This window comes from Arenicella xantha (genome assembly GCF_003315245.1).
GTDB lineage: Bacteria > Pseudomonadota > Gammaproteobacteria > Arenicellales > Arenicellaceae > Arenicella > Arenicella xantha.
In genome coordinates this window covers 356,841-383,400 of sequence record NZ_QNRT01000003.1, presented here as the reverse complement: position 1 = coordinate 383,400, position 26,560 = coordinate 356,841, and the positions used below count along the sequence as shown (strand labels likewise).

25 protein-coding genes and 1 pseudogene are annotated in these 26,560 nt (G+C 46.4%); 13 read left to right on the top strand and 13 right to left on the bottom strand.

Annotated features, from left to right (window positions below; all coding sequences use genetic code 11):
* Positions 1 to 361 precede the first annotated feature (361 nt).
* The 5 genes from DFR28_RS13705 to DFR28_RS13685 all read left to right on the top strand — a co-directional run bounded on the left by DFR28_RS13705 (position 362) and on the right by DFR28_RS13685 (position 5,870).
* Positions 362 to 1,309 carry a DegV family protein gene (locus DFR28_RS13705; RefSeq protein WP_113954925.1) on the top strand — a complete coding sequence of 316 codons (948 nt, stop codon included), beginning with the start codon at positions 362 to 364 and terminating at the stop codon, positions 1,307 to 1,309.
* A 673-nt stretch (positions 1,310 to 1,982) separates the two neighbouring features.
* Positions 1,983 to 2,273: a hypothetical protein gene (locus DFR28_RS13700; protein ID WP_113954924.1), complete on the top strand. Its 291-nt coding sequence runs from the start codon at positions 1,983 to 1,985 to the stop codon at positions 2,271 to 2,273.
* Between the two features lie 127 nt (positions 2,274 to 2,400).
* Positions 2,401 to 3,396, top strand: coding sequence for a phosphotransferase (locus DFR28_RS13695; RefSeq protein ID WP_113954923.1), 996 nt, complete (start codon positions 2,401 to 2,403; stop codon positions 3,394 to 3,396).
* Positions 3,397 to 3,415: 19 nt separating this feature from the next.
* On the top strand, positions 3,416 to 4,312 hold the full coding sequence (locus tag DFR28_RS13690; protein WP_113954922.1) for a 3'(2'),5'-bisphosphate nucleotidase CysQ family protein: 897 nt from the start codon (positions 3,416 to 3,418) through the stop codon (positions 4,310 to 4,312).
* 454 nt (positions 4,313 to 4,766) lie between these two features.
* Complete coding sequence (locus tag DFR28_RS13685) at positions 4,767 to 5,870, top strand: DUF1266 domain-containing protein (RefSeq protein ID WP_113954921.1); 1,104 nt, start codon at positions 4,767 to 4,769, stop codon at positions 5,868 to 5,870.
* A gap of 574 nt (positions 5,871 to 6,444) precedes the next feature.
* Here the strand turns inward: DFR28_RS13685 and DFR28_RS13680 are convergent.
* Together DFR28_RS13680 and DFR28_RS13675 are read right to left on the bottom strand one after the other, a co-directional pair.
* Entirely contained in the window at positions 6,445 to 7,641 is a 1,197-nt protein-coding gene (locus DFR28_RS13680) for a hypothetical protein (RefSeq protein ID WP_113954920.1), read from the bottom strand.
* Positions 7,641 to 9,533, bottom strand: a complete 1,893-nt coding sequence (locus DFR28_RS13675) for a sulfotransferase (RefSeq protein WP_170132105.1) — start codon at positions 9,531 to 9,533, stop codon at positions 7,641 to 7,643. Before DFR28_RS13675 ends, DFR28_RS13680 begins: the two co-directional genes overlap by 1 nt.
* Before the next feature lie 153 nt (positions 9,534 to 9,686).
* Here DFR28_RS13675 and DFR28_RS19730 point away from each other — a divergent pair, with 153 nt between their 5' ends.
* Entirely contained in the window at positions 9,687 to 9,842 is a 156-nt protein-coding gene (locus tag DFR28_RS19730) for a hypothetical protein (RefSeq protein ID WP_170132104.1), read from the top strand.
* Between the two features lie 111 nt (positions 9,843 to 9,953).
* Here DFR28_RS19730 and DFR28_RS13670 read toward each other — a convergent pair whose 3' ends face one another.
* From DFR28_RS13670 to DFR28_RS13655, 4 genes are read right to left on the bottom strand one after another with little or no spacing between them, the layout of a single operon-like run.
* Positions 9,954 to 10,268: a PqqD family protein gene (locus DFR28_RS13670; RefSeq protein WP_113954918.1), complete on the bottom strand. Its 315-nt coding sequence runs from the start codon at positions 10,266 to 10,268 to the stop codon at positions 9,954 to 9,956.
* A gap of 41 nt (positions 10,269 to 10,309) precedes the next feature.
* Positions 10,310 to 11,200, bottom strand: coding sequence for a sulfotransferase domain-containing protein (locus tag DFR28_RS13665; protein ID WP_113954917.1), 891 nt, complete (start codon positions 11,198 to 11,200; stop codon positions 10,310 to 10,312).
* Positions 11,201 to 11,234: 34 nt separating this feature from the next.
* Positions 11,235 to 12,149: a phosphoenolpyruvate carboxykinase (ATP) gene (locus DFR28_RS13660; RefSeq protein ID WP_113954916.1), complete on the bottom strand. Its 915-nt coding sequence runs from the start codon at positions 12,147 to 12,149 to the stop codon at positions 11,235 to 11,237.
* Positions 12,150 to 12,178: 29 nt separating this feature from the next.
* On the bottom strand, positions 12,179 to 14,029 hold the full coding sequence (locus tag DFR28_RS13655) for an asparagine synthetase B family protein (protein ID WP_113954915.1): 1,851 nt from the start codon (positions 14,027 to 14,029) through the stop codon (positions 12,179 to 12,181).
* A gap of 627 nt (positions 14,030 to 14,656) precedes the next feature.
* Between DFR28_RS13655 and DFR28_RS13650 the strand changes: the two genes are divergently transcribed.
* The 3 genes from DFR28_RS13650 (at position 14,657) to DFR28_RS13640 (ending at position 16,783) form a co-directional block, all read left to right on the top strand.
* Positions 14,657 to 14,941 carry a hypothetical protein gene (locus DFR28_RS13650; protein ID WP_113954914.1) on the top strand — a complete coding sequence of 95 codons (285 nt, stop codon included), beginning with the start codon at positions 14,657 to 14,659 and terminating at the stop codon, positions 14,939 to 14,941.
* A 58-nt stretch (positions 14,942 to 14,999) separates the two neighbouring features.
* Positions 15,000 to 15,530 (top strand): phage tail protein, encoded by a 531-nt coding sequence (locus tag DFR28_RS13645; protein ID WP_113954913.1) that lies wholly within the window; start codon positions 15,000 to 15,002, stop codon positions 15,528 to 15,530.
* A gap of 119 nt (positions 15,531 to 15,649) precedes the next feature.
* Positions 15,650 to 16,783, top strand: coding sequence for an ABC transporter substrate-binding protein (locus DFR28_RS13640; RefSeq protein ID WP_113954912.1), 1,134 nt, complete (start codon positions 15,650 to 15,652; stop codon positions 16,781 to 16,783).
* A gap of 2 nt (positions 16,784 to 16,785) precedes the next feature.
* On the opposite strand, the gene DFR28_RS13635 is transcribed toward DFR28_RS13640, so the two are convergent.
* From DFR28_RS13635 to DFR28_RS19725, 3 genes are all read right to left on the bottom strand, one after another.
* A complete protein-coding gene (locus DFR28_RS13635; protein ID WP_113954911.1) occupies positions 16,786 to 17,262 on the bottom strand; it encodes a lasso peptide biosynthesis B2 protein in 477 nt (158 codons plus the stop codon).
* Between the two features lie 29 nt (positions 17,263 to 17,291).
* The gene (locus tag DFR28_RS13630; protein WP_170132102.1) at positions 17,292 to 18,413 is read right to left on the bottom strand and encodes a nucleotidyltransferase family protein; all 1,122 of its coding nucleotides are present in this window, start codon (positions 18,411 to 18,413) and stop codon (positions 17,292 to 17,294) included.
* A 537-nt stretch (positions 18,414 to 18,950) separates the two neighbouring features.
* Entirely contained in the window at positions 18,951 to 19,091 is a 141-nt protein-coding gene (locus tag DFR28_RS19725; RefSeq protein ID WP_170132101.1) for a hypothetical protein, read from the bottom strand.
* A 248-nt stretch (positions 19,092 to 19,339) separates the two neighbouring features.
* Here DFR28_RS19725 and DFR28_RS13625 point away from each other — a divergent pair, with 248 nt between their 5' ends.
* Entirely contained in the window at positions 19,340 to 19,552 is a 213-nt protein-coding gene (locus tag DFR28_RS13625; protein ID WP_113954909.1) for a hypothetical protein, read from the top strand.
* On the opposite strand, the gene DFR28_RS13620 is transcribed toward DFR28_RS13625, so the two are convergent.
* Both DFR28_RS13620 and DFR28_RS13615 read right to left on the bottom strand, forming a co-directional pair.
* Positions 19,521 to 20,060, bottom strand: a complete 540-nt coding sequence (locus DFR28_RS13620) for a MarR family winged helix-turn-helix transcriptional regulator (protein WP_113954908.1) — start codon at positions 20,058 to 20,060, stop codon at positions 19,521 to 19,523. The two genes, DFR28_RS13625 and DFR28_RS13620, sit on opposite strands and share 32 nt — an antisense overlap.
* A 584-nt stretch (positions 20,061 to 20,644) precedes the next feature.
* A pseudogene (locus DFR28_RS13615) lies at positions 20,645 to 21,093 on the bottom strand (transposase); the annotation flags it as partial.
* Between the two features lie 236 nt (positions 21,094 to 21,329).
* Between DFR28_RS13615 and DFR28_RS13610 the strand changes: the two are divergent.
* Positions 21,330 to 22,235: a DMP19 family protein gene (locus tag DFR28_RS13610; RefSeq protein ID WP_113954906.1), complete on the top strand. Its 906-nt coding sequence runs from the start codon at positions 21,330 to 21,332 to the stop codon at positions 22,233 to 22,235.
* Here the strand turns inward: DFR28_RS13610 and DFR28_RS13605 are convergent.
* Entirely contained in the window at positions 22,210 to 22,968 is a 759-nt protein-coding gene (locus DFR28_RS13605) for a transposase (RefSeq protein ID WP_113954905.1), read from the bottom strand. The genes DFR28_RS13610 and DFR28_RS13605 overlap by 26 nt on opposite strands.
* 274 nt (positions 22,969 to 23,242) lie before the next feature.
* Here DFR28_RS13605 and DFR28_RS13600 point away from each other — a divergent pair, with 274 nt between their 5' ends.
* Both DFR28_RS13600 and DFR28_RS13595 read left to right on the top strand, forming a co-directional pair.
* Complete coding sequence (locus tag DFR28_RS13600; RefSeq protein WP_113954904.1) at positions 23,243 to 23,449, top strand: hypothetical protein; 207 nt, start codon at positions 23,243 to 23,245, stop codon at positions 23,447 to 23,449.
* Between the two features lie 159 nt (positions 23,450 to 23,608).
* Complete coding sequence (locus DFR28_RS13595) at positions 23,609 to 25,540, top strand: DUF5060 domain-containing protein (protein ID WP_113954903.1); 1,932 nt, start codon at positions 23,609 to 23,611, stop codon at positions 25,538 to 25,540.
* A 58-nt stretch (positions 25,541 to 25,598) separates the two neighbouring features.
* Here the strand turns inward: DFR28_RS13595 and DFR28_RS13590 are convergent, their stop codons facing one another.
* Positions 25,599 to 26,447: a LytR/AlgR family response regulator transcription factor gene (locus DFR28_RS13590; protein WP_113954902.1), complete on the bottom strand. Its 849-nt coding sequence runs from the start codon at positions 26,445 to 26,447 to the stop codon at positions 25,599 to 25,601.
* Positions 26,448 to 26,560: the final 113 nt, after the last annotated feature.

Here is a 26,560-nt window from a genome sequence, read left to right as displayed (position 1 = left end):
CATCTTCCGTGCTTAATTACCTGTCTCGAGGGAGCTGCATTCTACTCATTAATGACCGCCGGTCAACTCCTTTTTGAAATTAATTTCCAAAGGCGGTTTTGCATGCGTCCAGCCCGATAAATACTTGCATTCAACGACCATATAGAACACCGAAATAGCACTCTCAGTTCAACAATTAAGATAGCCCATGCACGACTCTTAGCTGATCCGTCTTTCACTTGAAGCAAGCAAAGCGTTATTTTGCAAATAAAGTCATCTATAATCTTTTGAACAAAGGAGGCACAAGGGAGAATTGGCAACGCACGCTACCATCTTTCGAGCCCAATATAATAAAAACACAAATAAAGAGGTCAGTCCAAATATGAAATACACCATTGTTGTTGACTCGGTTGCTGCTATACCAGAGTCTATTTTCAAAACAAGACCAATTAAAGTACTACCAATTACCATTAATATTAATGGCGCAGTAAAACCTGAGATCGTTGATGAGCGGGTCCTCATCAAATACTACAAAAGCGGCGAACTCAACGTTAAAACCAAAATCAAGACTGCACCTCCCAGCCCAGAACAAATTACTGAGTTCATTCTCAACGAAGTTGCACCCCATGCCGACTTCGCCTTTTGCCAAACATTCTCCAAAACAGCCAGCCCTATTTACGACAACTTCGAGAAAGCCGCATCGGCCATTGCGAAACGATCGCGTGAAGTTAGAGATAAACTTGGTATTGAGCACCCATTTAGAATGACTTACCTGAATACCGGTACCGGCATTGCCGCTCAAGGACTAGTAGCCATCTACGCCGATATGTTGCTAAGCCGAGGCGCGGATGTACAGGAATACACTAAAGCCATGAATAAGTTCACCCAAGTGATTCGCTCCTATGCCATTGTTAGAGATATATTTTACAGTCGCCAACGAGCGCTTGAAAAAGGCATAAAGTCAGTAGGATTAGCCCCGGCATTATTGGGTAAAGCCGTAGGGTTAACCCCGATCATAGAAAACTATGGAGACAAAAGCGGGCCGGTTGTTACAAAACGTAGCGAGGAAAAAGCGCTTGATTCACTACTACGCTACGCGATCGACCGAGTAAAAGAAGGCTTATACGTACCCATCGTAAATATTAGCTACGCAGGAGACCTAGAAGACATTCATGCCATGCCGATCATAGACGAACTTAAAGCGGTAGCAATGAAACACAAAGTCAAAGTGTTGTTTGGCGTAATGAAGCTCGGCTCCAGCATGATGTACGGACCCGGTGGATTTTCGATCGGCTTAGCACCCAAGAACAACAAGGCCAAGCCCGAGTAAAGTCTAGCAGTTGCTGAGCGTGCAAAATTAATGCCACGCTCTCAACTGCTTTAGCACACGGACTAAGCAGCGTCTCACAGAGAATAACTATTGCTTCAAACTCTAAATGTATTAGCCTAACCATCTTTCTAACCTCGTTGTGTAGAACTTAATGGGTGATCGACTCGACAACGCTCTCCCCGTTGAAGGTCAACCCTGTGTGCCGGTAAACACCTCCAATGATAAGCTTGCTGCCACCTGTTTCTAAATGAATTACCTGATGCGTATTACCTGACCCGATTAAGCTAGGCTCCGTTGGAGGTACGGAGAGTACGATAAGCACGAAGCCCCCCCCTCCAGATACTGAATGCTTGATTCGTCCATTTATGCTTTACGTTACGCTTATTAGGTACAAAATAAGATCACCGCTGGGGCTTGGTCTACTTCTCGGTAGCTCCGCTCGTATAGCAGCTAAGACTCTCTGCGCTACGACAAGCCCACCACGACCACCCCAGAATTCACCCTATCTAACCGCACGACTCATTAAACATCTAATTGCTTGTCGGAATGCTATGCAGCGTGCTTGCCTCGCCGACGGCAGTCGGTATTTTTACTATGTGCCAGGTGCTAGCATGCCAAAGGAGTTCAACGTTAGTGGATAACGGTGGGTTAGATCATGAGTTGCACAATTAGAATGAAATCTCTGGGCTCGAGCTTGCTGTGGTTAGCGGTTCAAACACCGGTTACGGTGCATGCAGAGACTATCGCCACCGCCAGCGAAAACCCAATACAGCTTTCACTGGCAGCACAATGGTATTCCTCTAGCGGCGAATCAATTTCAATAAACGATTTGGGCGACAACTTAATTGTGGCTTCGCAGTTTTACACGAGCAGCCTAAATACCCGCTCTATGACCCTGCAACGTTACGCGCAGTTGCAACAGAGGTTTGATGAACTTGATATGGAAGCTCGATGGCAATTTTAGTATTGCAACTACCCGCACATTGACTATCGGCAACCTTGAAGGCCATTCCAACTAGGAGTATTTTTACCAAGAATTTGCTAAGTAATTGTATTAATCTACCATTACATTTAATACTCGAAATTTTATCATGCTGCCAGCCACAGCCGACCTTGTCTTATCGGCAACCGGCGCACAATCAATCGACAGCTCCACAGTAGTCCAATCACTGTGGAGCGGTTATGGCCAGATTGTTCGCCTTGCTCTTAACGGTGGCTCTGACGATTCCGTGATCCTCAAGCATATTAAATTACCCGATACCAGCAACCACCCTCGCGGTTGGAACACGGACTTATCTCACCAAAGAAAAGTCCGCTCATATCGAGTAGAAGCTCAGTGGTATCAGCACTATGCAGCACGTTGTGACAACCACTGTGTTGTACCAAATTGCCTTGCCGTTGAGTCACATGAGAATGAAACAATGCTAGTCTTGTCAGACCTCGATGCGGCTGGTTACAACGTTCGAAAGAACCGAGTTGATATCCAAGACCTGTTTGCCTGCCTTGATTGGTTGGCGAGCTTTCATGCAACATTCTTAAACGATGACGCAGTTGGGTTATGGGAATGCGGTAGCTATTGGCATCTTGATACACGCCCTGATGAATTAGCCGCGTTGGATGATGTCGCCCTGCGCCAAGCGGCACCTCTGATCGACCAAAAACTACGGGAATGCCAACACCAAACCTTAGTGCATGGAGACGCCAAGCTAGCTAATTTTTGTTTTCGCCCAACTGACATAGAAGTTGCGAATTCGCAGCGCGTCGCTGGTGTCGACTTCCAATACGTTGGGCGCGGTTGCGGCATGAAAGACGTAGCTTATCTTATCGGCAGCTGCTTAAATGAAGACCAATGCGAAGCAATGGAGAGCCAGCTACTGGATCATTATTTTTCCGAGCTAATCAAACGGGTTGCCCACAAAATACGCAGCGTGAATACAGCCGCGTTAGAAGACGAGTGGCGGGAGCTTTACCCATTCGCATGGGCTGACTTTCATCGCTTTATTAAGGGCTGGAGCCCAGGCCACTGGAAGATTAATAGCTACAGCGAAAAACTGACTGCGGATGTGATCAGTAAACTACGGCCATGATTTCCGTAACTCCTATGCTATGAACTCATCGCTGTCGCCAAAGCAACTGCAAACACTGTGTGGCGTCGCCATTCAGGCCGCGCAAGAAGCGGGTGAGTGGATTGAGAAAGTTGATCGCGATACATTACAGCGCAACTATAAAGATGCCGGCAACAGTAAGGCATCACAAATTGTTACCGAAGTAGACGTTCAAAGCGAGAACCTTATTCGCCAGCGTTTAGATGAAATTTCAGAGCCAGCGGGTATTCCATTTATTGGCGAAGAATCATCTTCGCTGGCTAGCGCAGACGCACAGAAACGTTTTAACACACCTTATTTTTGGTGTGTTGACCCGCTTGACGGCACCCTACCCTTTAGCGAAGGCCGAGCTGGCTACGCGGTCTCTATCTCGTTGGTTGCACAATCGGGGCAAGCATTGATCGGCGTGGTCTACGACCCCGCGCATCGAGTTCTGTATCACGCCGTAGTTGGGCAAGGTTGCTATCGAAATTCGGCTCCATTTAGCCGAGCCACGACTCCCGCTCACTCATTACAGGTCTACGCCGATGCCAGCTTTAAGGCTCACCAACGATATGAGTTGGCCGTTACCGCACTACAACGATGCGCGCGTGACTTGGGTATGGATGGCGTTACATTTTCATACGGCAGCGGAGCGGTAAAAAATGCCTGTCAAGTGCTGGAATCAAGCCAGTCCTGCTACCTAAAATTACCCAAAAAGCAAGACGGTGGCGGCAGCATTTGGGATTACGCCGCAACGACTTGCCTTGCTCAGGAAGCCGGCGCCTGGGTCAGCAACATTAATGGGAAAGCGCTAGCACTTAACCGCCGAGATTCAACGTTTATGAACCATGAAGGTGTTCTCTTTGCTTCAAATAGCCAAATTGCGAATTTATTATTGGATTCACTTTGGAGTTAGCTGGTAGCTCTGGTACTAGGATACGCACGAAGCAAGATATAGCCGAAATAAACCGAACGTGAATCTCACTCTCACCGTCAATGCTGACTGCTATTCGGCAACAGTTTTTGATGGTGCTAGTGGCGCCGTCTTTTGTCTACTGGCCTTTAGAAATAAACGCTCAGTACGGCATTCGACCAAGCCAACTAAATTTGAAACGAGTTCGATGCAAGCGCTCTGCTTCATGCTCACTACTTGCTCATTAACTATGCCCCGTATTACTTGTATACACCCGTCACCAAAACTGACTCTTCTGTTGCTTATAATTGTTCGCATTCACCACAACTCTTCTTCACGAAAGTCCATCAAATATTCTATTATCTACTGCTTAGGGTTGGTGATGAATATTGAATGAATCATTTAACGTAAAACTCAATCAACGAGAGCAGTGTTGTCGATCTGGAACTCAGTGACTATGATAAAACAACAACTACAAAACACCCCTGGCTATCGAGATATTCCACCCAAGAAAATTGCATATGGTGTTGGCTTAGAGCAAGCGGGTACCCTCATTAAAATACTGATGCCTTTGTGCGTTATCGTATTTAGCGGCATGAGTGTGGTGGTACTGCCGGTTGCTGGCATCGTGCTTAGTGGCTTGTTCGAGCAAAAAGATATTGGCCAACTGCTCAACGCAGAGGTGCTATCCACGCCGTCAGTTATGTTTGCCCTCGCAGTGTGGCCCGCACTGATTGTGATTATGCTGGCGCTGATGTCGCGTGTGAAATCAATCGGTCTTCGTGAGCAACGACGTTACTACAAACTCGGAAAGGTTACTGAGTTAAGCAATGAGCAAAGATTGGCGCTACGCTTAACCGCGGTCGATGGGTTTAATGATGGTGCCTGGACACAGACGCTTGAATACTGGCCATGTGAGGTGCGAGTACCCGACCACATGGACCGCTTCAAGTTCTTTCAAGTCACCAGCAAGAACGAACGACGTGCCATGCTCGACGAGTGGTGGGGAATTGTTAACACTAAACAGTACCAAGAAATGGTTGAAAGCTTGTACCAAGGTTTGCATTCATCGTTGCTTGTAGACGATATGCAAAGCGAGCACCGAGAGGCAATGGTAGAACGTATTGCCGGTTTGGCGCAGCTACCTGAAACCTACGTAGCCGATTGTTTTGAAACGCAGCAAGGCAAACCGCCGAAACTTCTATGGGGGTTTGACTTATACCGAATAATTGCCATAGCACGATCCGCCTACATGTCCGGATACATTAGCGAACAAGAGTCTTGGTCTGAAATACTGAAGGTCGCAGACATAATTCACTACCTGTTCGATGATTACGAAGACTTCTACCACAATTACCGACTTGGCAATGCGTTTTGGTCGAACAATTTCGAAACTGCGCGCGAAAAACTCGAAAGATGGCAATTCTTCGACAAAAAGTGCAAATGGCGCGTTCGCAAACTGGCTTGGCCACAGCCAGATGAAGTAGACCTGCCGAAGAGTATTCGTCACGCTTGTGTGAACGATGACGACACCGAAGAACCAAGAGTCGGTTTTATATAGCTATTGAAAAAACAGCAAACATAATGCAAAAGACTACGTTTTCAAATTTGCCCAGCTCTCAGTCACAGACTTCGCTGAATCGATGGCGGCAAATTTGGTTTTGACTCTATATTCTCCTCCTAGCCTTACTAATTCTGATTAACCATCACGAGCCTACCCCAGTCGCGATTAAATCTGCCCGCGAGGTCACCGATAAGTGAGCTGCGTCAGAACTTCGCCTTGAGTTTATGCCAAAGCTAAGCGGCGCAAGAATACATCAATAACCACGTAGGTACGGCGAAGCATGAGAGACACACTCGACAGTAAAATTCATTCGGATACGCCTGACGTGCACAAAAACATCATCACAAAACTAATCAAACGTATATGAAGGTAACCACGATGAAAAACGTTTTTAAGTGAAGACCAGAGCAAGCACTCAAATTGTTGTTTCGGGCACCTGATTAAAGACGAATCGGATTTATCTTTTCATGTGGAACGCAGTCATTTCGGTCATACGTTGCTAAAAAATGCAGCACCAAGATTACAGACCCGCAACGCTGGAGGTGATATCTAATGGGCCAGTTTGCGTTCGTTACTGTGCAGCTTTCGATAAGGGTGCCAACGTAATAGCGTGCACAGCCAGCAGTTCACGGATGAGGGATTCTTGAGCCACCCGTTCCAATGGATCAACTTGATTGTTAAGCCAAGTTTCCACGTCGATACGTTGGCCATTGTTGATGTCATGTATTAATGCGTGTGCCTCGATCGACGCTTTTTCGCGCAGCTTATACCCTCTTGCGTAAACAGTGCTCTGACCATCGTCCGCAGCTGCCGTCAAACTTATCTCAAACGGAGCGGTTTTCTGTATACGTCCTTTCAAAACAAGTGGCGACTTTAAGCCGGACAACAAGCATCTGGGCAGGTATCGATTACTGTGTCGTCGACACGCCTGATGATCAATCAACTCTTGTAATTCACGTTGTAAGTCTGCACGCGATGCGTTCTCGCCCGACTCGCCGTGACGTTTAAGCATTTGTTTTACGGCCTTTCGTTGATTGTTCTGCGAATTATGAATCGCAATGGTCAAGCTCAACGACAGAGACTGGTTCTCACCAATATGGTAATGACTACCAGCGGGCAGAAAAAATGCATCCCCCGCTTCGATTAGATAAGTTTTACCAGTATTCAGGTGTCCCGATATATTGTGGAGAATGTTATTTTTACCGGCAAATTCTGAGTGCGACGCAGGCCAAACCGTCATGCGCTTGCTGCCCGGCCCAAGATGTACGTGTAAAACGCTGACTAATTCTGCTTTATCTATGTGGATACCAAAAGGCGTCTTATCGTAGTCGCCTAGGAACAGACCGGGCTCGATAAAAGGATAAGCACAGCCTAGTGACTTTAGTTGTGGCACCAATGGAACCAACAACTCAGCAACGGCTTGGGTATAGGCTTCGGAGCACACATTAGCATAATTAACAATGGTGCAAAAACCTTGTTCTACGAAGCGGCGTTTTAGCCAGTCAAATAATGACTCAGCCGGCAAAGGGGTTTCGCCTACGGAGAATGTTGACTGTGAGGTCTCGGCACCGTCAACGTACACACGCGCTCCGGCTTTAAGACCAGAATCATCGATTTGACAAAGCTGCGAGATAACCTCAAGAGCAACGGTTTCACCAAATGCCTGACAATCAAACTGATCTTTTATTAAGGCGGCTCGCTGTAAGCACTGAGTCTCATGTAAAGCTCGGTCCCAAAAGTCATTCAAGTCACCTTTAGGTAAAAGCACTAACTTGGCTCCGCTATGTTGATCGACTCAGCTGCCGCCAAGATTTCGGTGTCAAAGAAGTCTTGCATGGTTGGCATTATGCCCTGCATTACCTCTTCGTTAGCACGCCACTTATCCTCGTCTGGCACACATAAGGTATTTTTAGAGAGCTTCAAACCCGTCGGACGCTGTAACTCCTTATCGAATTGTGAGGACCAAGGTAGGTTTAAGAAATGGCAAATTTGCTGCATGTGTTTTCGCGGGTGCTGAACAAAATCTTCGTACGACAGGGTCAGCGCCTCGCTACGGTGCAAAGGCACTAGATCGTTAATTATGGCTTGATTAGCAGCACGGTATTGATAGCTAGCAATGCTTGCTAAATCATTTCTAGGTAAGTAGCGCCACCCTTCTGGCAGTAAAAACGACCAACTATAATCCGACTGCCAGCCTTCTAAGTTCTGATAAGTAACAAATCGGCCAGAACGCCACCCATCAATGATGCTACTGATATTTTGTTGCGGACGCCTAAACAAATAGATAAAACGTGCAGTTGGAAAAGCGGCTTTCAAAAAAGCTACTCTCAATGCGTTTTTTGGCGTTTTTTCTAGAAATATTTGGTGCGACCTTGCTGACTTGCCACGCTGATTTAAAGCGTCTATAAAGCGCTGCTTGAGTTGTTGCGAAACGGCCGACGTAGCCTGCGTTGCGTAAAGTTGATTAGAGCCATTATGAGCCACACTTAAAGACGGAACCGACTCTATCACGCCATGGCTTTCCGCATCGTAATGCGCCAATTGTTCGTGGCAACCTAATGTTTCATAAAGCAAGCTACTTCCAGAACGAGGTGCCGCCACAATAAACACGGGGTCGAATGGCTGTGATGAGTCAACACGGGACACTGCGGTAGTTTCCTCAAAACTTACTTCAGGTGGTTTGCGTGTTTTTTTAACCGAGGATTTGATGATCTTTTGTTCAGCCAAACCTTTGATAAGGTGCCCGAGCAGTAAAACAAGACTCTGTTGGTTGGCGTCTAAATGAGGCTGATGTTTTAAAGCTGTGAGTTTGTCTATCGCGTGCATCACGAGCAGTCTATAGCGAATATGGTGCTGGGACTCTGCGCCAAAGCTTACCCAGGTGACCTGCCAATTACGACTAAGATCGGCCAAAATCTGTCCTGGGCTTTCCCGATCATTTGGGCTTGACTCATGTTTCATATCTGCCACATATGCCGCCAAAATTTCTTTAACTTCACTGGGGTGAAGCACCGGTTCAATATTGAATCTTTCCAGTGCCAACTGAGGCATCCCAACGTGAGTTTCAACCCGCACACTCTTGGCCTTAAAATTCGCTGGTGGAGTAAGTTCTCCCACACAGGGTTTCCACGCGTGATGCTCCAACATAGACCACAGTTTGGGACTGCCAATCGTGTCGACCACCAAATGGATTCGCTCAGCACCTTGGTTTGTCACACTGTGATTATGCCAAGTGTCCAGCACCCACACCTCACCTTCTCCCAGATGTTGGATTTGTCCAGCCGATTCGAATAGGACCGAGGAATTCGTCACGATGGGAATATGAATCCGCATTCGCTTACGCCAGTACAAATTGATATCGCAGTGTCGTGGCACGTTACAACCGGCCCCCAACCGCATTAAGCGACTGCGGCCAACCAAGGTACCAAGGCTGGCGATCACTTGCATTAGATACGGCATGTTAACGGTGCGTGGGCACGGTGCCATCGCCCCAGCCACATCATGGTTGTCCTGACCATTCACCGAAATCAGCGGCAAGGCACTGTTACCTACATAGCCATTAGGGTGGTCGACCCATTCACAAGCATCGATGGATTCAACTTCACCGCGTAAGCGTTCACTATCGACCTGAATCGGTAAACGATAAAATCTATTATCCAACTGCATCAGATATCAATTAATCATCGAGTAGGCGTTGTTTTTAACAAGTCTATATGAGTAAAATACCCCATGGAAGCGTGATTGGTCTTTTTCGCGAGTTGAAACGATTCAATCAATCATAAAAATATTCACACGTGACGGAGAGAACATCTCATGCAAGATGACGAAAGAAAAGAAGTTACCACTTCAACTCAGGAAGACAAACCAGTTTGGAGAGTGCCGGAGTTGACCGTAATTTCGATGGATCAAACAAAGACTGGTACTTTCAGTATCGCTAATTTTGAAGGTGCTTTTTATCAAACCTCATAGTGCTCAGTCGACCAGAACACAGTAAAATCACCTTTATCAAGTTTTAGTTCCACTTCATCAATGCCAGCGCATCTGCCAGACAGAGGCAGTCCAATGGTTAGATAGTCAGAGTCAACTGGCTTGTTCTTCAATAATTAATAGCCCCTTTTCTTCCATATCATCGAGAAACCCTCCGATCTCTCGATTACATTGCTCTTCACTGATGCCATAAATATCGGTCAATTGAATAATTAGCTGCTGGACACTCAAGCTATTTTCCAATAAGTTCCAAATAGTCGAACCTACGTCGTTGATGCCATAATACTCACCATTGCTCAAACTCATTAACACTGTTTCTTCACCCATATTCGCGTGAATTAAATCGTTGTTACGCTGTAAGATTCTGTCTTCTTTTGTCATTTTTCTTAATACTAGTTTGTACCTCATATCAGTATACCGATGCCTAGTATATTGTCTAATTCTTGCAGCTAGCTGACTTTTGGCACACCGTGTTCAGTGAGGTAGCCAAACTGTTTCATCATGCTGCCGTGACGATCGACTATTTTGTCTATTTGCTCCGTATTGAGTGTATTCTGCCAATCTCCAGCAATGCCCTTGCGGAAAAAATTTGGTGAGCGAGCAGGCTTTTCGACAAAAGCAGACACCTGCTCTTGTTTTTGCAAATTTTCAAAGCTACAGCTTACTAGGGCTCGTTGAATCTGCTTAGAATCAGTGTCGATATTTAGAAACTCACAAGCTTTACTAAACGTTGTCATAGGCTCGACCAACATGTCTTCGTAACGAATCACCGTGACTGCCAAATCCTCTGTAGATAGCCAGCTCTTAACATTCTGAGACCAACAAAGAACATCTTCTGGTATGTGTATATTGCCATGCAGAGACTGGCTTTTAAGCTCACCATTAGCCAGGACTTCAATCGACTTATCAACGCTGACGCCGGCGTGATGCGCATAAGAAATGCATACATCTAAGGGGTTTCGAATAAAGTACAGCGCACCCGCAATGCCGTCACATCGCCCGCCCAAGACTGGGCGATTATTTTGGTTATAGGTATACGCGGCGTGAGTTTTATAATAGACATTGGACTGGTTAGTTTGGCTTAGCCAACGCAAGCCCTCGGTGCGGATACAATTGAGCTCATCAAATGAAAGATCCACTGAGTCGAACCCATTTAGTTCATCTAAAATACGTCTAAGGTTAGGAACCTGACCATGGCCAAGGCTGTTGATATCCAATGGCGTGTTCTCGCCATTGAATAAGCTGGTCAAAAAAATGCGAAACCAAGTATTGCCGGACTTCGGGTAAGAAGCTAACCAAAAAAAATCATGAGAACCATTTTTCACATTGCCGCTTGACATATCTATCAAATACTAATTCAAGAAAATTCAGACATCACGATGCTTCGTTTAATTGATGCAGGTTCTGAAGAATAAGAGTTGGTAACTCTTTAACAGTAAGCTGAAACCTAGGCCGATGAATACGAGAAACTCGCGTGCTCGCGGCTATTTGACCACAATGCTGAAGGTTGAATTGGGCTTTGCCCATGGCCTTTGAATAGCGGGGTCGGTAAAGGTGCTTTTGAAGTACCGAAAAACACTCAAAGGTGTTTAAGTCATTATAAATGGTAACCTCGCCGACCTCTGGTAACATTTCATAAATAGCCAGTAAAGGCAGTCTTTTAGAGCTAAACTGCTTATCAAGCGGTAACGAAAATTTGCCATCACAGTTAGCGCGTACCGTTCTAAGAGTGTCGGTGTTGATCTTGAGTGATTGCGCGATATCTTGGTTTATTTTTATGCGGGGAATCCCTGGGATTACCTCCCCTTCCGCGCTTATAGCGCAAACATCGTCAGATACTATTGAATAACCATCTTGCATAAACGCTGCAGCAAGGCTTGATTTACCGGCCGTAGAGTGGCCTACGCAAACCACACAGCCTTCACCAATTTGAATGCTGCTGCCATGCAATAGAAAAAGGCCGCGTTGCATTAACAAAGCGCCAATACATGAGCCAAGCAAAAAAGCCCTAAGGTCCTCTTCGCTGCTGCCTTCAGACATTTGGTAAGCGATGCGCCTACCTGACTCCACCCAGAATTGAGCAATATCCGGAACCTCGAGAAAGACGTTATTGGTGTCAACATATAGAAAAGGGCCTACCTGCGAAATCGCCTCTTTCTGATCCTTTTGAATATCAGCTTCACAAATTAGAACATCTGCCTCTTCTTCTGAGCCATTTAACCAAGGCGATAACTCAGGTATTTCAACATCTGAGCAAACATACAATTCGTAGGCAATATAATAGTTCATTGATTATTGACGGTCTCTCGGCGCTTGGATTAAAAAAAGGAGTGTAGCCACACATTGATACTGTAAATTGTTTTTGCGGTAAGTCGATAAGCCGGCTGCTGTTTTTGCTCATTTGTGGGCGAGCTTAAAAACTGGTTTAACTCTTCAGCATCAACCATTGATTGTAGCGCAGAATGTACATCAATTTTACCAGGTAGGCGCTGCATAAATGTCTCATGAGGGTTTTGCCCATTACGGAGCACACCAACATCTTTATTATTCTTGTCAAGAATCGCTTTCGGCAAACGCCCAGCAAGCGCACGCCGATGCAGCCAGCGAGTTTTATTACCGATACCAAGTCGTTCCGTTACTGGCGACCTAAAATAACACGCCAACAAATCTTCATCCAGAAATGGCCAGTGAAAAGACACGCCAAATGCCGTCGCCGCTAATGTATGAGACTCCAAACGCAGCACATTGCCGTGGCGCCATCGTTGAACCATGCGTGTATTATGATCTTTTGTATTACTCCTACTCAGAGAATACTCTTGTTGGCGCTGCTGCACGGCCACGAGGGCGGGATGATCCAACTTAAGCATTTTCGGCATATAGCTCGATACACTTGGTTGCCGAAATGCTAGGTTGTAGATAGTTTTTAAACGTCTAATAGGGTTGCCAGACAGGCGAGTGAAAAGAGCCATAAAATCACCCTGATCCGCTAATTGCAGGGCTGTGTCATGTGCTAGAGAGCTTGAAAATTCATCTCCACCGTAACCACTTAGCAACGTTTTAACATTGTTTTGCTTAGCAACCCGTAGAAAGTTAGCGCACCCAATTGCCAATGAGTGCTCGTCGGGTAAGCCAAATAACTCGACATAGCGAGCTAAGTCCGCTTGGTACGCAAGGCCTGTACTTTCGGGGTCACCCCATAAATGGTACTGAGCATCCGGGTAACATTGATTTAACGCTGCGATGGGCTCTGGTTCCAATGAAAAAAAAGCGCGGCTAAAACAGTGCATTTTGTTGCTTGGCGACTGTTCCATCAGCGACGCCATTATCGAAGAAGAATCCAAACCACCCGACAGCTCGACCCCTAATGGGTAATTACTTAAGCTTCGCTTAGCAACAGCTCTGTCAAAACTACGACGATATTCTTCAACAAGGTCGCTTGCCTCGGTCGCTTGCACAGAGCTATTGGATAGCTCTTCTAATCGCCAATAAGCCTTCACCCTCGGCCTAACAACATCATTTTCGCTTTTAAGTATTAGCATGTGACCAGCGGGCAACTTCTTGATGTTAGCAAACCCCGTACTCGAGCTATCAGAGTAATGCTTGAATAAGTGTTGCGCTATCCAATCGCTTGAAAGCTGATTGTTCACCCCGTCCAATCTAGCTATCGCTGCGGCGTTTGAGGCAAACAGAAAACATGGGGAATCAACAGAATAATAGAGTGGTTTGAGGCCCAGTCGGTCTCTAGCTAACAGCAACATCTGACGTTTAGGGTCGTATATTGCAAAAACAAACGCCCCCTTAATGCGCTTTGGACAATCCTCCGACCACCTTTGATAACTAGCTAAAACAAACGAAGCGTCATTTGTATTAGAGCCCGATTCAGTCAGAAAATGACCGCTGATTTCCGCGGGATTTTCTAAATACGACCAACAGACGCAGACTTGCCCAGTCTCTGTACAATGCGCGAGACTTTGCGGCAGCGTGTTGGTAACCGACTGCTGAATTAACGCGACCCGATTGTCTCGGTAAACCTGCCTCGTATCATGAGGTAATTCCGACAGAGCTGGGAAATCAGTGGCGCATAGCTGATCGAGTAGATCATCGACCTCCACCAGCCTAGTAGACTCTTCTTCATTGCTAAAATCATGCGGAAAGGCGCCTGCGATCATGGGTTCATCTGTATTGGTGTTTTTTGAGTTACACCGTATTTAGCAATCAAATTATGATCACCCAAGCTTTGGCACACGGTTTTATCATGTTGTTGGAGTTTAAAAAAACCTTCAAACCTCTTCACTTCTACCTCCTCACTTGCGGCACCATTGACTTTCTGCTCTTCATGGCCTCAACCGATTTCGAGCATATTTAGATCCAGCAAACGGGTACATTTTCAACGACTTCGCAAAATCATGGGCAAAAAAGAGATAGGGCGAGTAAAAAGATCGCGACACGGCTTGATCATTTGGGTGTCGTCGATATCGCTGTTTCAACGTTAATCCAATCACCGCGCCTATTAACCGTATATGTTCCATGGAGTAAAAGCTTTCCTCTATAAAATTTGACCAAATTCTAAACAAACAAGTGGCTAGCCTAATCTCGATTGTAAACCAGAACAAGGCAGATGTAATGGCGTGTAATGGCGTTGTGTAACCGAACGATGCTCAAATGAGTAGCAGAGGCTAACTCTTGCTCTACACATGTAGTTATTGATTGAGCCGCATACGATGTATTTGTCATCTAACAGATTCATATTGAGGAACTTAGTAAATGAGTAATGCTAAAAAAGCTTGGAAGCAAATATGGAGGCTATCCGGTCGCAGCTTCCAGATGACTTAAAAGAACACGCAGAAAAGTGTTTAGAGAATTGCGATGTTGAACCTGGTGACATCGAAATAGCAAAACAACAAATTCTGCACGACCTACCCGATGAGATTAAAGACGAGATTGACATCGACTCTGTACTTCCGACAGCGGAGTCTCCACCTACTCAAGAAGAACAAAAGAGCATGGTTCTTGCAGCGCTGCCTGAGGAGTTTCATGAGGCATTTGAACAGAACGCAGAAAAGGAACTGGTCGGAGGCTGACTCATTAGATCAGCATTGACCACTAATTTAACTTGATACAAAACCGGAGGTATCCATCATGAGCAGCAATCCATTTATCGGCGAAATTATGCCAGTTGGCTTTAATTTTGCACCACGCGGCTGGTCCCTATGCGACGGCCAGCTACTCGCTATTTCGAGTAATACTGCACTATTTTCCTTGCTTGGCACCAAATTTGGTGGCGACGGCAGAACCACGTTTGGCTTGCCGGACTTAAGAGGGCGCGTTATGAAGGGGGTCGGTTCTGGCCCTGGACTTCAGACGGTAGTCTGGGGGCAGAAAGGTGGTCACGAGTCAGTGACACTTACAGTTCAAAATCTGCCTTCCCACAATCATACGGTGATTCTTCACGGCGAAACAGCACCCGCAACCCTGAACAATCCATTGGGCAATATGCTGGCAAGTCACACTGGCTATGCGGCGCCCGTCCCTGCTGAAAATAAGGCTATGGCGGCTGAATCAATTACGTGCGCAAACTCTGGTAGCGGTTTGCCAGTAGACATTAAAAACCCCTACTTGGGCATCTATATGTGCATAGCAATGCTGGGTCTCTACCCATCAAGAAGCTAGTGATAAGCGCCTATATAAGACTTTGTAGGTAAAAATGCTTTAATTAGAGGGAGCCTTGATTGCTCCCTCTTTATTAAATACAGACCAACTAACCACCATCTATATTAAGGCGGCTGCCCATGTTCAATTTAGGAATCATCATCCCACAATCGTCCTTCTTACCCCACCTTAGCCGTGACCTGCCCGTAGCTTGTAAAATGGGGCTTGGAGACTCTAGTGATCGGGTAAAATTATGTTTTGAATCCGGTGGATACAATGAAGATGCCGGATTCCTGAAAGATAAAATACAGGGCTTGATTATTCGCGAAAACCTCAATGCTGTATTGTGCCCGCTCAACTCCAGCCTTATTGAATCAGTAAATGAGCTGTGCAGATCAGAAGAAACGGCACTGCTAGTCAACACCATGGGCGAAGACGTGCTGTTCGATTCGGCTGCAAACGAATCTGTCTTTGTGAATTCATATCAGCTTTGGCAAAACGCATGGCTTACAGGGTATTACGCCGCTCAACTGGGATTCAAAGACTTGGCTACCGTGTATGCTCGTCATGATGGCGGCTATGGAGTTCCGCTTGCCGTGGCAGTAGGCGCCGAAGCCGGTGGCGCAAATGTTAAGCTCTCACAGGTAACTCATATGGACAGTGCCGATGAAGACTGCTCAGAATTTATTCAGTATCTCGATAAAATGGAACCCGACGCCATTATCGCGCACCATTCCAGCAAAGAAGCGATCAATTTTTTGCGTGATGCTGAACAAGCGGAGCTAGAAAGCCCATTGCTCACGTTGCCACCCTTTGTGGAAGAGCCAACTTTAAATCAATTGGGGTCACGTATTGAAGGCACAAAAACCGTTGGCTCACATGAAACCGACTCCGAACAGTATCAACGCTTTTCGGCCGATTTTAAGGCACAAACAGGGCGCTTGCCGCACCCACACATTGTCATGGCATACGAATCTGTAAAATTAATAGTCGACGCTCTGGACTCAGCAGCTGACCAGTCATACGCATCACTTATTAACGCCTTAGAACATGCGAAAATTTCAGGCCCGCGTGGCTGCACCCGTTTTAATCAGGACGCGAAGAACATGCCTGCGAAATACTACATACGAGAGGTCTGTAGAGACGAATCGGGGCTTTTGCATAATAAAACTTTGACTGAGCATGACGTCCCTGAACTTTGCCATGAGCACTATGCCCTAGCCCAGAAAAACACGCAGAAACAAGGCTGGGTAAACCCTTATCAAATAGCTTGAATTTACTCAAACTCTGATAAGTCTGAAGACGTAAACGTGCCCACAATTGGGAACTGGTCTCTCCTATCACCAATAATGGTGTGGGGCCCAACGCACACCCAAGCATGCGCTTTCATATTAGGCTGGGCGCCTGCTTCTAAGCTTGCACCAAGGTAAGTCACCCATGGCAGCGCTTGCCGATTCAATAACCAATTGACACACAAGGCTTGCACCAAGCATTCACATGGCCACGGCACATTACTCGAAACCGTCTTCATAAGAGAAGCGACCTGCCTAGCATGCAGAAGCTGTGTAGGCGTGGCTAACACGCAAAGCTCTTTGTTTCGCAGTGGGTAACCAAGAAAGTGTTTTAGGTATTTTGATGGCAGAGCACTGACTACAAACGAAGCAAGAGCCGAGCTTACAAAGCAGTAAAGAAGCCACTTCTTGCGCCTCCATGGCAAATGCCAAACGAAAGATACTTTTTCTCTTAGTGTCATGTGTTCAATGCCGAGTTCGCAACGAGAACCTAGCTCATGGGTGATTGCACGGAGTCGTGCTTAGGTACTTGCTGAAACTTTACTAACAGCCTGTTCTGTATCGGTGCAATGAGGCTAGCCTTGCAACTGCGAGTATTAATCTGCCTTAAAATATAGCTAAGCTTGTCGATTAGAGTCCAGTTGTCATGCGATTTATGCGCTCGCGGCGGCAAACCGTGATGAGTCTGATAACGCTCAATGGTGGTTCGCACGTAGCGAGATGAGTTGCGCAGATCACTTACTTTGCCTTCGAGTAGAACATGGACTAGCTCAATGCTTTCAGCTAGATGTTGTGATATCCCAAACTCCTTCGCGAGAGTAAACAATTTGGCTTCATTGTATTCGGCATGCTGCATAGCATAATGCAAATCAGCCAAGTGTTTTAATTGATAAAAGTAATCAAGATAGCCGTGCACTGTTAAGATCAAAAAGTGATGCTCAAAGCTCGGTGCAAACACCCTAACCCCATTAATCTGTGTCGACTGTTTATGCCCTAAGACGGTGGCGGTAGACAATGGCAGCGAAAAGGTATTGGCGACACGCCAGTGAGCATCCACATCGGCCACGTGGCGGTCTTGGTGTCGAAATACCAAGCCTCGTTTAACCAACTCATCTGCAGAATGTGAGGCAAAATGCGCGACATCCGAAGCGTTGTCACAGTCAATGCAGTAGTAGCCCCTTTGGTGCATGATGCTGACCAATTGCGGAAAGTCCGCGGGGTTCACCAGTAAATCTATATCGGTGCTAAACCTCTGAGTGGAGATTGGCGCATCACACATCTGCGCATTTACGGCTAGGCCTTTGAAGACCACATAACTAACATTGTGTTTCTCAAATGCACCGACCAAACCCTCCAGTTGCTTCAATCTCAATGCTTCTAAAATCACCTGCCGTACCAGCAGTGGCTTTAAATTAGCAATCAACGTTTCAAATTCGCAGGCGCGGTGTTCTAAATAGGGCATCACCATGCCTATTACACCGTGCCTGCGCGCAAGCCGGGTCAACTTATCCATTTCAATATTACCGTGAACCCACTCTAAATCTTCGGTGCCATCTCGACAATATTGCACAGCCTTGCAAAGCAATATCATTTCTCTGGTTAGCGGAAGCATTCTGGTAACATTTTGATTGTAAAATTCGACCATCAGTAGGTTCATGAAGAGCCTAATGATGCCGATTGATTGAAACAGTGTCGGCTCGGATTAATTGTAACAAGTCTAACAGCCCGTCATTCGAATGTATTGAAATTCAACATCCCAGCCTCGCATAGCTTCTGAGTAGTTATCCTCAATCTATATATAACCCCTTAGGTTTTCGAATATAGCTTTTTAAGCTGGGTATAACCTTGTAATACCGTGCAACCGGCACCCCGTACAGACTTAAAGATTATCTCACTTTAGTCGACTGGACCGGACGTAGTATTCGACAAGACAAACCCGGATCCATTCCAGACCAGCTCCCATACATTCATCAACGGCTCAACTTAGACCTGACATCCTGAATGATATTCACCACCGAGTTTGAGCAGCAATTTCTGAGTTGCGTTGGGTTGGGTTGGGTTGGGTTGGGTTGGGTTGGGTTGGGTTGGGTTGGGTTGGGTTAGGTTAGGTTAGGTTAGAACTTAGCATATTGACCGGCGTGTGCCGCGACTACTCGATAAAGGAAACTTCGGCCTCGCTTACCTCCCCCAAGAACACACGCCCCAGATTTTCACCATCATCAGTTCGGTGAGGCTCCTGCTCGCTTGGTGTATGCGCTAAATGGTTCGAGCCAAATTTTGACCGGTTCACAACTGACTCATTCGTCAAACGAAGCCAACATTCCGATTTTTTGAGAAAAATCACTCAACAACGGGCTAGAACCACCATAAATCACACTAGACCTAAGACCCCTAGCTGTTTAAATAAATCTGGATTCACACCAAGAATACAAAACGATATGTTTCGCCAAGAAAACGGGGAATCCCGTGGTGTGTTCGAGATCGCAATTGAGTATGCTTAGCGTTTCATGATTTACACCGCTAGGAACGCAGTACGTTATGCAATTGTTTGAAGCAATTTTTCAGCCGCTTTCACTGGCCGACTTTCGCCAGCATTTCGACCAAGGTAAATGTCTGGTTGTTGAAGGTGAGCCCACTAAATTTGATGGATTAGTCAGCCCAGACGACATCGAACGCCGCTTAAACGATGGCTGCAATGCCAACCAATTCGTGCAAGTAATCAAAGATGGCGCACGCGCGCCGAAGGTTTGATCATGATTGACCCAGGCAAATCACGTTTTTGTTCGACTTCCCGGCCAAATATTTCGCTAACACGACGAAAAAAATGAAGACCATTCTTGATCTCTTCCTCGGTCAGCTCATCGGTTATATGCTTGACCAATAAACGCCCGTTCTCGACCATTTGCAACAAAAACTTCTCCCCCTTTGGGGTCAGCTGAATTATCTTCTCTCGCCCCGACGCGGGATCTTCAGTAATCAACAAGAAGCCTAACGGCGGCTTTGCTAAAGACCTTAACGCCTTGGAAATTGCTGAGTTAGTCAATTCGAACCAATAAGACATCGACTTAACAATTTCTTTGCGGCTCATCTTTTTGCCGTCAACGCCTTTCGCTCGAATCAACCACAAAATAATAGTTTGCTGACGGGTGAGCACGCCACTTCGTAGAGTGTCCTCTATCGTCATCCCAACGGAATAGTGAATGGGGAAAAAAAGCTCCAAAAAATCTCTTGGAACATCTTCGTTGGATACTTCTTGCATCAGCTAACCTCAGTTATGGTGCATCTGTCAGTAATGCTTACTGCAGTTACCTTTATATGATTCATTATTTACTTTTTACTGAAAATGTTCAATGAACGAATCAATGTCCTACATTTTATATGTCGCAAGGACTTAATTAATCGACCCGCAAATTCAACCTGATAAGGCCTGATTTTTCTTATCAAATCATGGTCGTAGTCAAACCGTGAGATTAGGTCGACGGATTGCGCGACACACGATCGTTCGGCTAGTTCACTCTAAACTCACACGCACCTGAATCTTGACGAGCACTACGCCGCTGAAGATGCTGTTTGCTCTTAAGTCATTTGCAGACCCAAATTTGAACAGTGGGACAATCCGCTCACGTTCGCCAGATTGACAATGACACATCTAACTGACCATAGGGGTAAAAACGATTTACTTTAAACGCGATACGCCGAGGCTGTCTTGGGTGTACAGTTCCTATCTGCCCTTATCAACCTCTGAGACATCATCATACTTAAGAGAGCCTCTCAACTCTCGACTGAATATAACTGCGTGGTACGCGCAGTGTTTGTGAAATATTGAGAACACCATAAGCGAAACATCGGATTGAGATCGACATAAGCCATACAAGACAGGAGTGCACGATCATCCAGCAGCGCTTGGCTTTTGAAGCGCCCCTCCCAAAAGCGACCTGTGCAGTTGTCCTCTTTATTCGCCTCGCGGGCGATGAACTCATTTACGATGCGCATGAACCAAGAGATGTCGGTCAGCCTAGACCTCCATTCGACGATGTCGAGCTGCAATCGCGCGCGAAGCACCGAGTCAAGGACATCGCCTTTCATAAAGCGTTGTGAGAGAACATTACCCGAGAACAAGGAATGCCAACGACGAACCACTTCTCGATCTGACCAAGCCGCAGATATCTCAGGCCTAACTCTAAGTACAACATGATAGTGATTGCTCATCACCGCATACGCACACAGCGCGCCACACAATGATAATAGGGTGTGTCAGCCAATGACACGAGAGCGCTTCTTGGTAAGGTCATAACAATCCTTGTTATTGAGTTTTTGACAAGTTCATTCTCTCAAAAGAGTTCCGAACCCTCAAGTTGATTTGATGGGTGTCCTTAAATCATGGTATTAAATCATTCACAAAGAACTTCATTAGTGTGGTCTTATAATGAGGTCAAATCACTTTGAACGTCTTTGAACCAAAGGTGCCCTACCGCCGGGCAGTAGTTATTTGAGCCGGAAAGTCTATTAGAAAGGAGTGAAAAATAAAATGAATACTTATTGTGTGGAAGTAAAAATAACTAATTGCTTATTAGCTCCTGACGCTAAAAAAGCACTTTTCAATCGTCAGGAGGAAGAGGCAGTGGAGTGGGGTTGTCAGATGATACTGTATGTTGAGGGTAACAGCGAGGAGGATGCTAAGAAAAAATCAATCCAGTTTTTGAAAGAAGAACCAAATCTTCAGCTTCTGACTACTAATACACCGGAGAACCCTAAACGCTATTATGTGGTGGATATCGAGCTTTGGACATACAGTAGTGAATCGCCGACTCAGGAAATACCAGCGGAGCGCTATCTATTCTCTCCAGTCGATGAACAAGGAGATTGGAAGGGCTGGGCAGAGACCTCTGAACTCGAAAATGTTGTTTATGAAAAAATTTCAAAGCAAGTGTTATATAAAGGCTCAGAACCCATTTGGAACCCAGTACTTTGCACACATATATCAAATACTGTTCAGCTTGGTTTTGACGAAAATGATAGAGCTATTCTTGAAGCATTACCCGAACCGATCATGCACTTGTATTACCTTTGGATGTTTCAATGTGAGGTGGGCGGTAATGGCATCGACTCCTTTGTACTTCAGGGACACGGTCATGAAGTAAGAGGCTGCTATGCAGCTTTGCAAGCTGTAGGACATAAAAAGCTCGTCGAAGCGCTAGGGATGGGAATTGCGTTAAGTCTGGAGCCGGATGAGGATGGGAGTATTAGCGCCGAATACGCACACAACGTAGCAAATTTATCGTGGTTCAATGCTTTTAAAGGAAGCTCTAGCTACAAAGAGCTGCATGAAATTGATGATGCAATGAATGTATATGATCTGACTAATAATGACTTAGAAGGGAATATTGTCGACTATATAAAGGCTAACATCAGCGATATTGCCACCGAATCTTAGTTGTAACACCATAGTTCTTCACAATCCCGCTAACGGTAGTGTAATGCAATCCAAAGTAACTGCCGATCTCCTTAAGGGTGTAACCTCCACTTTTGTAAGCAGTTACTATTGCATGATTACGATCCTGTGCCTGCTCAAAATATTGTTTCAATGTCCTTGGTTTTGGTCGCCGTTGAGATGAAGGAATCTCACTAAGATCTTTATCTCCATCAATGAGCGCTACCATTTGCGTAACAAATTCACTGCTCCCCAAATATACCTGATTCCTCAACTCCGCCCAAGGAGAGGGCTGCCCCTTACCTTCCATAACAAAATTACGATACGACTTAATCGCGTTCTTCTTACTCCCACTAAAACTAGCCAACAACCAATCCACTTCTAACCACTTCGGGGCATCCGATATCCCAGACGTTGCTCGATAACTACTCCACGGCCAATCCCCAGCCGCATGAACCATATGAGCGCGCACTGGATTTAGCACGATATATCGAGCTAGCTCTAGTAGGTAACTTTGTTTCTCAACCAAAATCCCTTTATAACGCCCTTGAAAAACATGACCGACTCGATCATTCGTCTGATTAAAAGTTTGAGTATAAACACCATTGAGCTGGCGCATACCTTTTGACAGATTTCCATCGGGCGTCTCAATGAGAAGGTGATAATGATTACTCATCAAGCAGTACGCATGACATACCCAGTTGTAGCGTTCACACACGCTGCCTAATACGGTCAAGAAATATCGTTCTCATTGACATCCACTTGTTTGTCGTTGTCCAAACATCCTGCGCGTTAGATTAACGAAATGTAATATTAAGGTCAAATGGAATCGACAAATTCGCCTCAAGTTTTCGCACATTCTAATTGTCCATTTTACTCAGAATAAAACCCGTAAAATCTCGCGCGCCCTTCCTGACACTTGCTGTAATCGTCTGTAATTCCGTTTTTTGTATTACAGGACTATTGTTCAGTTCCTTACTCGAATGACCACACCGCTTGACGGAGTATCTATGAACTTCAAACTACCTTCTCTTTCTAAACCAGCGGCTAACGTGCTTATGAGCATGGCGATTCTGAGCTTTGCTACGCATGCTATTGGGGCTGCAAACTCGTCGGACTTGAGCAACCCGGGCATCTCCTATATTGACGCGGCCACTAATACTCAAGCTAATTTTAGTAGCGCAGCAAAGCTGCAATGCCTACATACATCACGCTAGGCTGACCTGGCTCGGTAGCGCTTGAATTAATGTTTGAAGCGCTGCCGACCCACTCATCGATTTGTCGTCAAAAATACAATCGCCGAACTCGCGACTTGAGACGCTAAGCAGACTGGACTATTCTAAAACGACCCTACCAAATACCCATTGGATCGTTCTATGTTTCGTCCTCTCTCTACCAAATTATTTCTGGTGAGCGTGCTGTTGAATTGCAATCTGTTTGCAGCACCACTTGCACTTAGCCAAACACCCAATAAAGTAATCGCGCCGATTCTATTGCTCATGGACGATGAGGTCACCGCCACTGGCCCAGTTCGTTTAAGCGGAGAACAACGGGTCTGGCACACGCTTACCTTCGATGTAATTGGCCCGCAAGCATCCGAAACCGGCAGCCCCAACCCATTCACGGATTACCGTCTTGACGTTGTATTTACCCAGGGCGCTCAAGAGTTTGTGGTGCCGGGCTTCTTTGCTGCGGACGGCAATGCTAGCGAAACATCAGCCACCAGCGGAGCTATTTGGCGAACCCGATTCACCCCAAATAAAACTGGAGTTTGGTCATACCGCTATCAGTTTACCCAAGGCAACGACGTTGCGATCAATGGCGGCGGAACACCGGTAGCCGACTTACACGGTGTAACTGGCCGTTTTAACGTGTCGGCGAGTAATAAGTCTGGGCGCGACTTCAGAGGTAAGGGGCGGCTTGAATACGTTGGTAAGCGCTACCTCCGCCACGCGGGCACTCAAGAGTATTTCGTTAAGGTCGGTGCCGACGCACCTGAGGGATTATTAGGCTATGCCGACTTTGATGGCACGCTCAATCAAAATGGTACTGACGCCGGAATCAAGTCGTTTAGCAAACACGTAAACGATTGGCAGGCTGGCGACCCAAGTTGGCAAGGCGGTCTTGGCAAAGGCTTGATTGGCGCATTAAATTACCTTGCCAGCGAAGAGCAAAACGCGTTCAGTTTTCTCACTTATAGCGTTGGAGGTGATTCGAAAACCGTGTGGCCATTTATTGCCGCCACCGACCGACTGCGATACGACGTGTCCAAGCTCGCACAATGGGAACGCGTCTTCAGCCACGCCGATCAACTCGGCTTATATCTACACTTTAAATTGCAGGAAACCGAGAATGACAATGGGTCTAGCGGTCTCGACGGCGGTGACATGGGCCCAGAACGCAGCCTGTATTTTCGAGAACTCATTGCACGCTTCGGCCATCATTTGGCATTGAACTGGAACCTGGGCGAAGAGAACACGCAGACTACCGAGCAACGACGCGCAATGGCTGAGTACTTCTATCTGAACGACCCATATCACAACCATATTGTGATTCACACTTACCCCAATCAGCAAGCGGATGTTTACCCGCCTCTACTCGGAAGCTTGTCGCGGATAACCGGCGCGTCGGTGCAAACCAGTTACAGCAATGTACATCGCGATACGCTGCGTTGGATCAACGAAAGTCGCGATGCCGATGCCAACAATGTGTGGGTTGTAGCCAATGATGAACAAGGTAGCGCAAACATCGGCGTACCACCTGACAATGGCTATCAAGACTCTCCTGAAAGCACCCCGTATGCGGGCACGAGCGTTTCGCAAGGTGATATTCGTCATGAAACGCTATGGGGTAATTTAATGGCGGGCGGCGCGGGCGTTGAGTACTACTTTGGCTATCAACAGCCATGCAATGATCTCAACTGTGAGGACTACCGCAGTCGTGACGCGATGTGGGATTACAACCGCTATGCATTACAGTTCTTCAAAAACCACTTACCGTTCGCCGACATGCAAAGCCGTGATGACTTAATCGACAATGCTGACAACAGCGACAACGACGGTTACTGCTTAGCCAAGCTCGGTGAGGTGTACGCTATTTACTTGCCCGACGACAAACGCGTCAGCCTAGACCTCACGAACCAAACCGGTACTTATGAGGTACGCTGGTATAACCCACGCTCTGGTGGCGCATTGATGACCGGAAGCATCAGCAACATCAACGGTGGTGCAAGCCGAGCTTTGGGCAACCCGCCCGTCAGCAGCACAGACGACGAAGACGACTGGGTTGTTCTGGTTAAGCGCACGTAACAAGCAGCGGCCAGTGGCAGCCTAACAGGCAGCCGATATTGCTGGGGCGGTTTTAGCTTTAAACCGCTTCAGCAACGGCGTTTCGATAGGTTCGGCTCATCGGCAATATAGCGCCGGCTTTAACCACAACCTGAGCGTCGCCGCTCTCTAGCGGAATGATTTCCTGAAGGTAATCTAAGTTGATGATATGAGATCGGTGAATGCGCTTAAACTGCTTATTGTTTAAACGCTGCTCTATTTTGGTCATGGTCTCGCGTAAAGGATAGACCCGATCACCAATATGCAGGTTCACATAATTACCGGACGCCTCGATGCGTTCAATATCGTTCACTACTATCAAAAACTCTCGACCGAGCTTCTTAACCAATATGCGTTCAGGCTGCTCACTGGGTTCAGCGTTCAAACCAACATCGGGTTCACTCAGCAAGCTGGCCTCGCCTTGCAAACGTAAAACCACATGACGATACAAATAGATTAATGCCAACGAAAGCGCATAGGTGCGAAAATCTTTTAGGTACTCATAGACGAACTGCTCTGCCACATTGCCAAAATCATAATAGCTGTTATTGAACCAATAAATCAGCTTACGCATGGCAACCATGATGCTCACATGCAGCGCCGAGAACAGCACGCTAAACAGAATGTGAGCAGGAATAGCACGGGCTAAGTTGCTCCAACGAAGCGGGTAACGCCGATCAAAAAACAAGAGAACCGGAACCAGCAATAACAGCGTAAAAATGCTAGTGCCCTCCCAGCATATGACTTCCCATGCTTGGTAGCCAAGCCCAAGTCGGTTTACGTCAATAATTTGCACCGCGGTTTCGCTAACGAAAATTATTGAGAATAATGCGCCCCAAAAGCCCACCTCAATATAGCGACGTATTGCCAGATAGCGTTCAAGCGTCATCGGTGGTCAGCCAATTTAATTAGAGTAGACGCTAGGATAAGCATAGGGGGCTAAATTTGATCACTGGTTTCCACGGTTGGTCACACAAATCTAGCCGTTGGTAACTTAGGGCT